General features: G+C 64.3%; 12 protein-coding genes and 2 riboswitches. Of the genes, 10 read left to right on the forward strand and 2 right to left on the reverse strand.

The window, feature by feature from the left end:
* The first annotated feature begins 28 nt into the window (after positions 1–28).
* A complete protein-coding gene (locus tag ACZ889_RS21820) occupies positions 29–934 on the forward strand; it encodes an AraC family transcriptional regulator (RefSeq protein ID WP_180689627.1) in 906 nt (301 codons plus the stop codon).
* A 63-nt stretch (positions 935–997) separates the two neighbouring features.
* Here the strand turns inward: ACZ889_RS21820 and thpR are convergent, their stop codons facing one another.
* On the reverse strand, positions 998–1,543 hold the full coding sequence (thpR, locus tag ACZ889_RS21825) for an RNA 2',3'-cyclic phosphodiesterase (RefSeq protein WP_180689626.1): 546 nt from the start codon (positions 1,541–1,543) through the stop codon (positions 998–1,000).
* 158 nt (positions 1,544–1,701) lie between these two features.
* On the opposite strand from thpR, the gene lpxO reads away from it, so the two are divergent.
* The 9 genes from lpxO to ACZ889_RS21870 all read left to right on the forward strand — a co-directional run bounded on the left by lpxO (position 1,702) and on the right by ACZ889_RS21870 (position 11,188).
* Positions 1,702–2,601, forward strand: coding sequence for a lipid A hydroxylase LpxO (gene lpxO, locus ACZ889_RS21830; protein WP_003250504.1), 900 nt, complete (start codon positions 1,702–1,704; stop codon positions 2,599–2,601).
* Between the two features lie 118 nt (positions 2,602–2,719).
* Positions 2,720–3,064 carry a carboxymuconolactone decarboxylase family protein gene (locus ACZ889_RS21835; protein WP_014591592.1) on the forward strand — a complete coding sequence of 115 codons (345 nt, stop codon included), beginning with the start codon at positions 2,720–2,722 and terminating at the stop codon, positions 3,062–3,064.
* A gap of 78 nt (positions 3,065–3,142) precedes the next feature.
* A complete protein-coding gene (locus tag ACZ889_RS21840; protein WP_020193193.1) occupies positions 3,143–3,712 on the forward strand; it encodes a GNAT family N-acetyltransferase in 570 nt (189 codons plus the stop codon).
* A 156-nt stretch (positions 3,713–3,868) separates the two neighbouring features.
* Positions 3,869–4,076: riboswitch (cobalamin riboswitch) on the forward strand.
* Positions 4,077–4,185: 109 nt separating this feature from the next.
* Positions 4,186–6,312 carry a TonB-dependent receptor gene (locus ACZ889_RS21845; protein WP_476257803.1) on the forward strand — a complete coding sequence of 709 codons (2,127 nt, stop codon included), beginning with the start codon at positions 4,186–4,188 and terminating at the stop codon, positions 6,310–6,312.
* A 108-nt stretch (positions 6,313–6,420) separates the two neighbouring features.
* A complete protein-coding gene (locus ACZ889_RS21850) occupies positions 6,421–7,587 on the forward strand; it encodes an acetyltransferase domain-containing protein (protein WP_476257804.1) in 1,167 nt (388 codons plus the stop codon).
* Positions 7,588–7,615: 28 nt separating this feature from the next.
* Positions 7,616–7,813: riboswitch (cobalamin riboswitch) on the forward strand.
* A gap of 111 nt (positions 7,814–7,924) precedes the next feature.
* Entirely contained in the window at positions 7,925–8,935 is a 1,011-nt protein-coding gene (locus ACZ889_RS21855; RefSeq protein WP_476257805.1) for an ABC transporter substrate-binding protein, read from the forward strand.
* Complete coding sequence (locus tag ACZ889_RS21860; RefSeq protein WP_047604004.1) at positions 8,935–9,951, forward strand: FecCD family ABC transporter permease; 1,017 nt, start codon at positions 8,935–8,937, stop codon at positions 9,949–9,951. The genes ACZ889_RS21855 and ACZ889_RS21860 overlap by 1 nt, the downstream gene beginning before the upstream one ends.
* On the forward strand, positions 9,948–10,736 hold the full coding sequence (locus tag ACZ889_RS21865) for an ABC transporter ATP-binding protein (protein WP_332729356.1): 789 nt from the start codon (positions 9,948–9,950) through the stop codon (positions 10,734–10,736). The genes ACZ889_RS21860 and ACZ889_RS21865 overlap by 4 nt, the downstream gene beginning before the upstream one ends.
* Before the next feature lie 17 nt (positions 10,737–10,753).
* A complete protein-coding gene (locus ACZ889_RS21870; protein ID WP_265978352.1) occupies positions 10,754–11,188 on the forward strand; it encodes a pseudoazurin in 435 nt (144 codons plus the stop codon).
* Positions 11,189–11,344: 156 nt separating this feature from the next.
* Here the strand turns inward: ACZ889_RS21870 and ACZ889_RS21875 are convergent, their stop codons facing one another.
* On the reverse strand, positions 11,345–11,842 hold the full coding sequence (locus tag ACZ889_RS21875; protein ID WP_003250486.1) for a GNAT family N-acetyltransferase: 498 nt from the start codon (positions 11,840–11,842) through the stop codon (positions 11,345–11,347).
* Positions 11,843–11,894 lie beyond the last annotated feature (52 nt).

Below are 11,894 nucleotides of genomic sequence, written 5' to 3' on the forward strand. Positions count from 1 at the left end.
CTGTCTGATTCTCTGCCCTTGGTCCACCATGCAACTGACCCGTCACGTCGATGCCAATGCGCCGCTCTGCTCACTGATCCGCAGCCTTGCCACGCGCCCAGGCTTTGTGCCCACGCACCTGCCCCAAGTGCAGGTGCTGAGCTGGGACCACTATGTGGCCAGCAGCCCACAGATTTACGAACCCAGCCTCATGATCCTGGCCCAGGGCAGCAAACTGGCGCGCCTGGGGCCGCGCACCCTGGAGTACGGCGCCGGGCATTACCTGGTGCAGGCGTTGTCGGTGCCGTTCATGTGTGAAACCTTTGCCACCCGCGAGGCGCCGCTGTTGGGCGTGGCGGTGGGCATCGATCGTGGCGTGCTGGGCGAGTTGGTGCAGAGCATGGGCTTGGCACCGGACGCTGAAGTGCAGGCGCAAACCCCGCAATCGATGACCTCGGCGGCACTGGATGCACCCATGCGCGAAAGTGTGGAACGGCTGCTGCACTGCCTGCAGGACCCGCTTGACGCCAAGGTACTGGGCCCGGCGCGCGTACGCGAGGTGCTGTATACCGCGCTGCGCGGCCCGCAGGCCGGTGTGTTGCGGGCACTGGTGGAGCAACAGGGGCACTTCGCCCGCATCGGCGCCGCCCTCGCCCACCTGCGCGAGCACTACGCCGAGCCGCTGAGCGTGGAGGCACTGGCCGCGCGGGCCAACATGAGCGTTTCGACCTTCCATGAACACTTCAAGCGCTGCACCGACATGGCGCCGATGCAGTACCTCAAGCGCTTGCGGCTACTCAAGGCGCAGCAGATGCTGATCGGCGAAGGCCTGGGCGTGGCACAGGCTGCGCACCGGGTGGGCTATCAGAGCACCTCGCAGTTCAGCCGCGAATACAAGCGCCAGTTCGAACGCAGCCCAGGGGATGAATTGCCTTACCAAAGCATGCCGGTGTAATCACCCGATCTGAAAAGCCCCTGCAGGTACGCATCCGGGACAAGGCGTTTTTCGCCCGGCGGGTCAGCCCGCCAGCGGCCACTGCGCCAATGGCCAGTAAGCCCCCTTGCGCGACTCGTAAAGCGTGAAGTGTCGCGCGGTGAGGTAAAACTCCGGCGCGCTAATGGCCTCGGGCGGCTGCCCGCGGTAATCCCTGGACAGTGTCAGATGCGGTCGATACTCACGCGTGGCCGCTTCCAGCCCCAACGGCAGCAACGCCTGCTGCAAACCGTACACCAGTTGCAACAGGGCGGGCGGTACCTGCTGCGCCTCCAGCACCAAGGCGCCGGCCCGTTGCCACACCTGCAAACGGTCGAGCAACAGCCGCGGCGCCGAGGTTGGCAGCGCCAGTTGGTCAACCGCCGCGCACATTGCAGGCACCTGCGCAGTGTCCACATCACCGAGAAACAGCAGCGTGACATGGAAGTTGGCCGCCGGCACCGGTTTGCCGCTGCGCAGGTTCAGCCCGCGCCGCCACTGGGCCAGGTCACGGCGCTGCGCGTCGCTGACCGGCAAGGCGAAGAACAGCCGCTTGAACGGGCTACCGCTGGGGCGTATATCCTGAACCATACAAACTCCCTGACATGAAACGTTTGCGCAAGACTGTAGGGTATTACACCAATGTCGCCCCGCAGTTTGGTAACAATAAGTACAAACTGCCCCCATGATTGTTTATGCTGGCGGGCTCATGCCTCGGCGCATGGCCATTTTTCGACAAGTAAACGTCCATGAAAATTGCACTCGTACTTATCTTCGTCTTCTCGATCGCCTATGTTCACCTGCGCGGTCGGGTTCGCCACAAGCTGACTCGCCAGCTGGGCGACCACTCCAGCTTCCTGGCCCCGATCAACAGCTTCCTGTACCTGTTCTCCAAACACCCGGCCAAGCCCTACCTGCCGGTCGAGGCCTTTCCGGAACTGAAACCGCTGCAGGACCACTGGCAGGAGATCCGTGAGGAAGGCCGCCAGTTGCTGCACGTAGGCGAAATCAAGAAATCCGACAATTACGATGACGTCGGTTTCAACTCGTTCTTCAAGACCGGCTGGAAACGTTTTTACCTGAAGTGGTATGGCGAAAGCCACCCGTCGGCAATGGCCCTTTGCCCACGCACGACCGAGCTGCTGCAAGGTATCGGCACGGTCAAGGCCGCCATGTTCGCTACCCTGCCTCCGGGAGCCAAGCTGGTGCGCCACCGTGACCCGTATGCCGGCTCGTACCGTTACCACCTGGGCCTGGACACGCCGAATGACGACGGCTGCTACATCGACGTGGACGGCGAGAAATACGCCTGGCGCGATGGTGAGGGGGTGATCTTCGACGAAACCTACATCCACTATGCAGCCAACACCACCGAGCACAACCGCATCATCCTGTTCTGCGACGTCGAACGCCCGCTCAAGTACCGCTGGGCAACCGCGTTCAACCGCTGGTTCAGCCGCAACGTGATGGCCGCTGCCGCTGCGCCCAACGACGCCAGCGACAAGACCGGTGGCATCAACCGCCTGTTCACCCGCATCTACAAGATCCGCGAGCGTGGCAAGGCGCTGAAGAAGCGCAATCGCCTGCGCTACTACCTGGAAAAATGGGCAGTGGTCGCGGCGTTGGTGCTGGTGTTCATCTACATCTGAAGGCTCAACGCAGGCCACTGTACGAGTGACCTGCGTTTACCCACCAAAGTACCGCCTCGCACGTGCCACGCTTCGACTAGCCTGAAAGCTCCACTCGCAACCCCCCAAGGTGAAGACGATGAGCATGATGGACTGGGACGCCTACCGTAAGCAGTTGATGGCCGGCATCGGCGATCTCAAGCAACTCTCCCCCGACACCGTAGCCGGCTACATGACCGCCAGCGGTGCAGGCGCCAAAACCAACCACCTGGATGCCAAGACCCGCGAGCTGATCTCCTTGGCCGTGGCTGTGACCACCCGCTGCGACGGCTGTATCGCCGTGCATTCGCAGCAGGCCGTCAAAGCGGGGGCCAGCCGCGAGGAAATTGCCGAGGCCCTCGGCGTGGCCGTGGCCATGAACGCCGGTGCCGCGCTGGTGTACTCGGCCCGCGCAATGGACGCGGTGGGCAAGGCCAACGGTTGAGCACAAACGGCGTCGTCGCCCTTGCGCGACGGCGCCGCGCCACCCAGACTGGGCGGCTCACCCCGCGCAGGAACCCGCATGATCCACATTCGCCCCATGACGCCGGACGATTTCGATCGTTTCTGGCCCACCTTCCAGGCCATTGTCCAAGCCCGTGAAACCTACGCTTTCGACCCGGCCCTGAGCTTCGAACAGGCGCGCCAGCTGTGGCTGGAGCTGCCCTTGCACACGCTGTTGGCCGAAGAAGATGGCGAGCTACTGGGTTCGTATTACCTCAAGCCCAATGCTGCCGGGCCTGGTGCGCATGTGGGCAATTGCGGCTACATGGTTTGCGAACAGGCGCGCGGCCGGGGCGTGGCGCGCTTGATGTGCGAGCACTCGCAAAAGCTGGCGCGCCAGGAAGGCTTTCTGGCATTGCAGTTCAACTCGGTGGTAGCCACCAACGAAGTGGCCGTGGCGCTATGGCACAAGCTGGGCTTTGAAACAGTCGGCCGTTTGCCCAAGGCCTACCGTCATGCCCGCCTGGGGCTGGTGGACTGCCTGGTGATGTACAAGTGGCTGGCGGATGAGCCGGTGGTGGAGAAGCCGCCGCTGCTGATCGGGCGCAAGAACATCGAGGCACGGGTATCGCGCCGCCGCGGGCGCTAGCGATTTCAGGCAAGCCTGCCTTCACACCAAGCTCGTCAAGCTGGGGCCTGATGTTCATGCCACATTTGGTCTCGGCGCCGCAAAAACGCACAACCTGTTGTTTTTTCTCAGCATTCACAGCACGCCAACATTTGACGCCCCAGCATTTCAGTGGTCAGATGCGCGCCAGTTTCAGGTGCCCTGCGCCGCCGCGCGCAGGGTGAAACGGGAAACCGGTGCGTCGTGTTGCCCACGACAAGTCCGGTGCTGCCCCCGCAACGGTAAGCGAGCGAACCCTTCGAGATACCACTGTGCTCAAGCATGGGAAGGTGAAGGTTTCATGCCCCTCGCAAGCCCGGAGACCGGCCTGGAGCTTCACTTGGCAACCCGCGGTGGGCGGGCGCAGGCCGGAATCCGTGCGCGCGCCTGCCTGCATGGTTCGCCTTTGCGTGTTTTCCACCGGGATCCATTCATTCCTGCAGCAGTGGAACGACATGTCCCGTATGTTCAAGCTTCACCCCCTGGCGGCCTGCCTGGCCGTTGCCCTGCCGGCGCTGGCTGATGACCGCGCCCCGCAGCCTCTGGCCCTGCCTTCCACGGCCATCACCGACACCCAGGACAGCCGCGCCATCGACCTGGCCACGCCGACCCAGGCCGGCTCGCGCCTTGGCCTCAGCGCCCTGGAAACACCGGCCAGCACCAGCAGCATCAGCGAACGGCAGATTCAGCAGCGCAACAACATCACGGTGCAGGATGCTGTGACCCGCTCGCCGGGCATCACCTTCGTCGGCTCCCCGGGGGACGGCGGTACAGGCCTGTCTGCCCGCGGATTTGCCGGCCACAGCTCGGTGATGACCCTGTTCGACGGCGCGCGCCTGTACACCGGTGCCGGCACCCAGACCTTCCCGGTCGACCCGTGGATGGTCGAACGCATCGAGGTGATTCGCGGCCCGGCCTCGGTACTGCATGGCGAAGGCGCCACCGGCGCAGTGATCAACGTGATCCCGAAAAAACCTTTTGCCGGCGAGGTGCGCAACCACCTGCGCCTGGGTTACGGCTCGTGGGACCGCCAGCAGCTCGGCCTGGACAGCGGCGGCAGTCTCAGCGAGCGCCTGAGCTACCGCCTGACGCTGAACCAGCAGGACGGCAATGGCTGGGTCGACCGTACCGCTTCACGTAGCCTGGCCCTGAGCGCCGCGCTGCGTTTCGATGCCAGTGATGACCTCAGCTTCACACTGGCCCATGACCGCGGCGATGCACAACCTGCCAACTACTACGGTACCCCGCTGATCGACGGCCACTACCGCAGCAGCCTGCGCAAGAAGAACTACAACGTGCAGAACGACGTGCAGCAGTACGTTGATGAATGGACCCGGCTCACGACCGACTGGGCGCTGAACGACCAGCTCAGCGCCAGCAACCAGCTGTACTACATCAAAAGCCGCCGCCACTGGCGCAACGCCGAGGACTACAGCTGGGACACCGGGCGTCAGCAACTGCTGCGCGGCAGCTACCTGGAGATCAAGCACAACCAGGAACAGTTCGGTGACCGCCAGACCTTCACCTTCGACCACAGCCTGTTAGGCCTGGCCAGCAAGACCGTGCTCGGTGCCGAGTACAACAAGGTGCGATTCAACGTCGACAGCAATTCACCCTACAACGATGTCGGCGGCGACTATATCGACCCGTGGCAGCCACAGCCCGGCGGGTTTCATAGCGCCTCGCCGTTGCGGCCGCAAACGCTCTCGACCACCCATACCTTTGCCCTGTTTGCCGAAAACCGCCTGCAATTGAGCGACCGCCTGTCTTTGGTTACCGGTGTGCGTCGCGACCAGAACCACATCGACCGCAACAACCTGACCGACGACAGCCGCAGCGATCGCAGCCTGCAAGGGGGCAACTGGCGCGTCGGGCTGGTGTATGCACTCAACGACGACCTGTCGTTGTACGGCCAGTACTCAACCAGCGAGGATGGGGTCAACAACCTCATCAGCCTCAGCCCCGCGCAGATGAACTATGACCTGACCGAGGCGAAGCAGACCGAGGTCGGCCTCAAGCAGCGCTTTTGGGAGGGGCGCGGCGAATGGACGCTTGCCGCCTACCACATCGTCAAGAAAAAGCTGCTGGTGGACGACCCGATCACGCACGAAAAGCAACAAGCCGGGCAGCAGACCTCCGATGGCCTGGAAGCGACGCTGGAGCTGGCCCTGGCCCATCAGTGGCAGGTGTCGGCCAACGCATCGCTGGTACGTGCCAAGTACGACGACTTCGACGAAATGGTCGGCGGCATGCCGCAGGACCGGGCAGGCAACCGGCCGGCCAACGTGCCACGGCGTACCGCCAACCTTTGGTTGAGCAAAGGCTTCGGCCAGCAGGTGGAGGCCGGCATTGGGGCGCGCTATGTGGATGAGCGTTATGCCGATACCGCCAATACCCAGAGCGCCCCCGGGTACACCGTGGTCGATGCCAACATCGCCTGGCAGGTGTTGCCGGATGTGAAGTTGGGGTTGCAGTTGAACAACCTGTTCGATCGCGAGTATGTGCAGTCGGCGTTCAGCGGGCAGCAGTGGTTGATGGGGATGCCGCGGTCGTACTTCGCGACGGTGGATTACAGCTTCTGACCTGAATACCCCTTCACAGCACGGATGCACAAAAACCGCTACCAACCCTTCACCTGCTGGTTATAAGATAACGTTCTATATGACATTCATTACTATTAGCGTCCATCCATGACAAGCGCCATCGCCACGCCCACTCTGATCACCCAGCGCCTGCAGAGCATCGATGCCCTGCGCGGCCTGGTGATCCTGTTCATGCTCCTGGACCACGTCCGCGAGACTTTCCTCCTGCACCGCCAGGTCAGCGACCCCATGGCCATCGACACCACGGAACCGGCGCTTTTCTTCAGCCGCACCCTCGCTCACCTGTGTGCGCCTGTGTTCGTCCTGCTGACCGGCCTGTCGGCCTGGCTGTATGGCGAGAAGCATCAGGGCCGTGGCGACATCTCGGCGTTCCTGTTCAAACGCGGGCTGTTCCTGGTGGTGCTGGAGTTCACCCTGGTCAACTTCGCCTGGACCTTCCAGTTGCCCCCGAGCGTGATCTACCTGCAAGTGATCTGGGCCATCGGCGTCAGCATGATCGCCCTGTCGCTGCTGGTGTGGCTGCCACGCGCCGCACTGCTCGCCCTGGGCGCCAGCATCGTCGCCGGCCACAACCTGCTCGACGGCCTGCACTTTGGCGTGGATTCAGCCCTGCATGTGCCGTGGGCAATCCTGCATGATCGCGGCTGGCTGGCGTTTTCCGAAAACCTGCACCTGCGCACGTCTTACCCGGTGCTGCCGTGGATCGGCGTCATCGCCTTGGGTTACGGCCTGGGGCCCTGGTTCGCCCGCGGCAGCGATGCCGGCCAACGCCAGCAACACCTGCTAGTGGCGGGTTTGCTCGCACTGCTTGGCTTTGTCCTGCTGCGCATGTTCAACGGTTACGGTGAGGGACCGTGGAGCGGTTACCCAACCTTCACGCAAACCCTGATGAGCTTCTTCAACATCACCAAATACCCACCGTCGCTGCTGTTCCTGACCCTGACCCTGGGCTGCGGCCTGTTGTTGTTGCGCGCGTTCGAACGGGCCGGCCAGGCGCGCTGGATCACTGCCCTGGCGGTGTTCGGTGCGGCACCGATGTTCTTCTACCTGCTGCACCTGTATGTGCTGAAGCTGCTGTACCTGGCCTGCGTGGGGCTGTTCGGGCTCAACCATGGCGACTACTTCGGTTTCGACGGTATTGCAGCGGTGTGGCTGGGCGCGGTGCTGCTGGCGGTTGCGCTGTACCTGCCGGTGCGCGGGTTCGCCCGCCTGAAGCAGCGTCGCCGCGACATCCGTTGGCTGAAGTACTTCTGAAAAGCGTTTTCACCTGGCGGCGCGATGGTCTACCATGCGGGCCGCCGGTTTCCACCACGGAACTAACAGGGAATCCCAGGCCTGCCAGTACAGGCCAATCGGAACTGCCCCCGCAACTGTAGGTGCCGAGCCTGCTCCATCGATGCCACTGGGCCTACCGCCCGGGAAGGCCGGAGCCGGGCCGTGACGCACCAGTCAGGAGACCTGCCGGCCTACATTCACCAACCGGCGGGGTGTCCGGGATTGGCCATCCGTGTTGCCCCGGCCACCCGCTGGGGCTCGGCGATGCCTGTCCGTGCGTTCCTCACCAGAACTGTCCGATAGGAGATCGCCCAGCATGCTGCCCCGTTTCGCCACCCTGCTCGCGGGCCTAAGCCTCACTGGCCTGGCCCAGGCCGCTGCCACCCACTATCCGCTGACGGTCGACAACTGCGGCAAGCCGCAGGTTTTTGCCCAGGCGCCGCAGCGCGCCGTCACCATCGGCCAGGCCGGTACCGAGCTGCTCTATGCCCTGGGGCTGGGTGACAAGCTGGCGGGCACCTCGCTGTGGTTCAACAACGTATTGCCGGAATACCAGGCGGTGAACGCCAAGGTGCCGCGCCTGGCCGACAACGACCCCAGCTTCGAGGCGGTGGTCGGCAAGCGCCCGCAACTGGTCGCGGCGCAGTTCGAATGGATGGTCGGTGCCCAGGGCGTGGTCGCCACCCGCGAGCAGTTCGATGAGCTGAAGATCCCCACCTACGTGCTGCCATCGGACTGCGAGGGCAAAAACAACCTGGTCGGTGCAGACGGCACCCGCCTGCAAGCGTTCCAGGTAGACAGCATCTACAAGAGCGTCAGCCAACTGGCCGAGATCTTCGACGTTCAGGACCGCGGCGCGGCCCTGAACGCCGAGTTGCAAGGGCGTCTGGACAGTGCCAGGGCACAACTGGCCGGCAAGGACCTGTCGGCAACTTCGGCGCTGTTCTGGTTCTCCAGCGCCGACCTGGACATCGACCCCTATGTGGCCGGCCGCCAAGGTGTTGCCGATTTCATGCTGCGCACCCTCGGTGTGCGCAACGTGGTCGAGTCCAGCGAAGAATGGCCAAGCGTAGGCTGGGAAACCCTGGCCAAGGCCAATCCGACCTGGCTGATCATCGCGCGCATGGACCGCCGCCGTTTCCCCGCCGACGACTACCAGAAAAAACTCGAATTCCTGCGCAGTGACCCGGTAACCCGCAACATGGACGCGGTGAAGCACGACCGCATCATTGTCCTCGACGCTGACGCCATGCAGGCCGGCATCCGCCTGTTCCGCGGCGTGCAGACGCTGTCCACGGCCTTCGCCAGCGGTAAAGCAGCCCCGTGATGAACCGCCTGTTACCCTGCATCGCGGTTGCCCTGGCCGCTCTGTTGGCCGCCCTGCTGGCCGGTACCGCCATTGGCGAAACCAACCTGTCGCCCAGCGTGGTTGGCCAGGTGCTGGCCAACCACCTGTGGCAAGCCGATTACCCGGTGGACCCGATCGACGCCGGCATCATCTGGAACTACCGCCTGACCCGCACCCTGGTCGCCGCCGCTTGCGGCGCCGGGCTGGCCACCTGCGGTGTCATCCTGCAGGCGATGTTGCGCAACCCACTGGCCGAGCCCTACCTGCTGGGGCTGTCTGCCGGCGCCTCGACCGGCGCGGTACTGGTCGGCCTGCTGGGGCTGGGTAGCCTGGCATTAAGCATGTCTGCTGGGGCCTTCATCGGCGCCGGGGCCGCATTCGCCCTGGTGCTGGTGCTGGCCCGCGCGGCCGGCCCCAGCAGCAACAATGCACAGGTCATCCTTGCCGGTATCGCCGGCTCGCAGCTGTTCAATGCACTGACCGCCTTCCTGATCACCAAGTCAGCCACCGCCGAGCAGGCGCGCGGCATCCTGTTCTGGCTGCTGGGCAACCTGAGCGGCGTGCGCTGGCCTTCGGTGTGGCTGGCCGTACCGGTGGCGGTTTTCGGCTTGCTGGTGTGCCTGTGGCATCGCCGTGCGCTGGATGCCTTCACCTTCGGTGCCGATTCGGCCGCCTCGCTGGGCATCCCGGTGCGGCGCACCCAGTTGCTGCTGATCAGTTGTGCAGCGCTGGTGACGGCGGTGATGGTGTCCATTGTCGGCGCCATCGGTTTTGTCGGGCTGGTTATCCCCCATGCCCTGCGCCTTCTGCTCGGCCCCGGGCACAGCCGTCTGTTGCCCGCCAGCGCACTGGGCGGTGCGCTGTTCCTGATTGCGGCAGACATTCTTTCGCGCACGCTGATCACCGGCCAGGTGATCCCGGTGGGCGTGGTTACGGCGCTGATCGGTGCCCCCGTATTCGCGCTGATTCTGGTCAGCCGTCGGGGGCGCCCATGACAGCCATGGCAGCTGTTCGCATCCCCCCGCTGGCCTGCCATGGGCTGGGGTTGCAACTGGCCGGCAATACCGTGCTCAGCGATATCGACCTTCGCGTTGTCGCCGGTGAGACCCTGGGCATCGTCGGCCCCAACGGCTCGGGTAAATCCTCGCTGTTGAAGTTGCTGGCAGGGCTGCGCAACCCCGCCTGGGGCAGCGTGCAGCTCCTGGGTGAGCCACTGGCACAGATGCCCCGCCGCCGTGTTGCCCAAGCGCTGGCACTGGTCGAGCAACAGGCCGACACACTCGATGCGATCAGCGTATTCGACGCGGTTGCCTTGGGCCGCACGCCGTGGCTCTCGGCCCTGGCACCGTTCTCCCGGCAGGACTGCGCCATCGTCGAGCAAGCCCTGGCCGACCTCGACGCCCTGCACCTGCGCACGCGCCTGTGGGGGTCGCTGTCCGGTGGCGAGCGCCAGCGTGTGCACATCGCCCGTGCGCTGGCCCAACGGCCGCAGGTGCTGCTGCTGGACGAACCGACCAACCACCTGGACATTCAGCATCAGCTAAGCCTGCTGCAACAAGTGCAGGCGCTGCCGGTCACCACCCTGGTAGCGCTGCATGACCTCAACCAGGCGCTGACCTGCGACCGTGTCGCAGTTCTCGACAAGGGCCGTCTGGTCGCCCTCGGCAACCCCTTCGAAGTGCTTACCCCCGAGCGCCTGTTGAGCACCTTCGGCGTCCACGCCCACTACCTCACCGACCCTTTCGACGGCGCGCGCATCCTGCGCTTTCGCGCCCCCTGAACCTGGTAGCCTTGCCCATGCTGTTGCGCCCTGTCGCCCTGCTGCTCACCAGCACCCTGCTTGCCCAGACCGCACTGGCCGAAGTGCATGAAGTGAAAATGCTCAACCGTGGCAGCGACGGCGCCATGGTCTACGAGCCTGACCACTTGCGCATTGCCCCCGGCGACAGCGTGCGCTTCCTGCCGAGCCACAGCGGGCATAATGCCGCCAGCGTGGCGGGCCTTCTACCCACCGGTGCCGAGCCGTTCAAGAGCAAGCTGAACCAACCGTTCGAGCACACCTTCCGCGTGCCGGGCGTATACGGTATCCAGTGCATTCCGCACGTGGCCATGGGCATGGTCATGGTGATCCAGGTCGGTGATGCGCCTACCGCCGAATTGCCGGCCAGCTTGCCGGCGCGGGCCAAAGCCCGCTTTGCCGCACAGTTGCAAAAACTCGGGGCCGGGCAGTGAGGCGGCTATTCGGGCGCCTCACGCCCAGGCCGGCTCCGCCCGGTTGCACAGCAATGGCTTTACCGAGGATGGCAACTGGAACCTCATCAACCGCCGTGCGTTCGACCCAGTGACCCAGGGCGCGATCTTCATCGCCAATAGGCACGTTCCCACAGGTCAGCGTAATCGCAACTGCATGTGCGTGGTCTGCCACACCGGGTCCTGCTCCACATCCACCACCGTGAAGCCTTGCCGCTCCCAGAACGCAATGGCACCCGGCAGAAACGGATGAGTATGCAAGTAAAGGCAGTCCAAGCCCGCTTGCATCGCCCGTTCGCGCAAGGCACCAAACAAGGCAGCCGCCAGGCCATGCCTGCGGTAGGCCGGCAACACGAACAGCCGCACCACCTCGACTACCCGCTCTGCGCGGTAATCAAGCTGGGCAAAGCGATGGTCATAGGGCAAGTAACCGATCACCGCGACCAGCCGCCCACCCTCACGGGCTTCCAGAAAGCAGCCCGCACCGTCCAGGTAAGTGTCGGCGAAATGCGCCAGGTCACGCGGCAAGGGTGCGTTGGCGAGCATCGGGAAAAGCGCGCGCCGGGCGCTGTCGACAAACGCCAGCACTTCGGCAATGGCGTCACGCGCCACAGGTTGCAGGGTCCAGTTCGGCATCGGGCTATTGCCAGTGTGGTTGGGAGCGCACGGTTCTACCGCAGCGTGCCGC

It is taken from the genome of Pseudomonas sp. TE3895, assembly GCF_056278855.1.

What these genes read in the sequence shown, in the direction of transcription:
- lpxO (WP_003250504.1), top strand. Translation starts at nt 1,702, where the DNA reads ATGAAAATTGCACTCGTACTTATCTTCGTCTTCTCGATCGCCTATGTT.
- ACZ889_RS21845 (WP_476257803.1), top strand. Translation starts at nt 4,186, where the DNA reads ATGTCCCGTATGTTCAAGCTTCACCCCCTGGCGGCCTGCCTGGCCGTT.
- ACZ889_RS21840 (WP_020193193.1), top strand. Translation starts at nt 3,143, where the DNA reads ATGATCCACATTCGCCCCATGACGCCGGACGATTTCGATCGTTTCTGG.
- ACZ889_RS21860 (WP_047604004.1), top strand. Translation starts at nt 8,935, where the DNA reads ATGAACCGCCTGTTACCCTGCATCGCGGTTGCCCTGGCCGCTCTGTTG.
- ACZ889_RS21870 (WP_265978352.1), top strand. Translation starts at nt 10,754, where the DNA reads ATGCTGTTGCGCCCTGTCGCCCTGCTGCTCACCAGCACCCTGCTTGCC.
- ACZ889_RS21855 (WP_476257805.1), top strand. Translation starts at nt 7,925, where the DNA reads ATGCTGCCCCGTTTCGCCACCCTGCTCGCGGGCCTAAGCCTCACTGGC.
- ACZ889_RS21835 (WP_014591592.1), top strand. Translation starts at nt 2,720, where the DNA reads ATGAGCATGATGGACTGGGACGCCTACCGTAAGCAGTTGATGGCCGGC.
- ACZ889_RS21820 (WP_180689627.1), top strand. Translation starts at nt 29, where the DNA reads ATGCAACTGACCCGTCACGTCGATGCCAATGCGCCGCTCTGCTCACTG.
- thpR (WP_180689626.1), bottom strand. Translation starts at nt 1,543, where the DNA reads ATGGTTCAGGATATACGCCCCAGCGGTAGCCCGTTCAAGCGGCTGTTC.
- ACZ889_RS21865 (WP_332729356.1), top strand. Translation starts at nt 9,948, where the DNA reads ATGACAGCCATGGCAGCTGTTCGCATCCCCCCGCTGGCCTGCCATGGG.
- ACZ889_RS21850 (WP_476257804.1), top strand. Translation starts at nt 6,421, where the DNA reads ATGACAAGCGCCATCGCCACGCCCACTCTGATCACCCAGCGCCTGCAG.
- ACZ889_RS21875 (WP_003250486.1), bottom strand. Translation starts at nt 11,842, where the DNA reads ATGCCGAACTGGACCCTGCAACCTGTGGCGCGTGACGCCATTGCCGAA.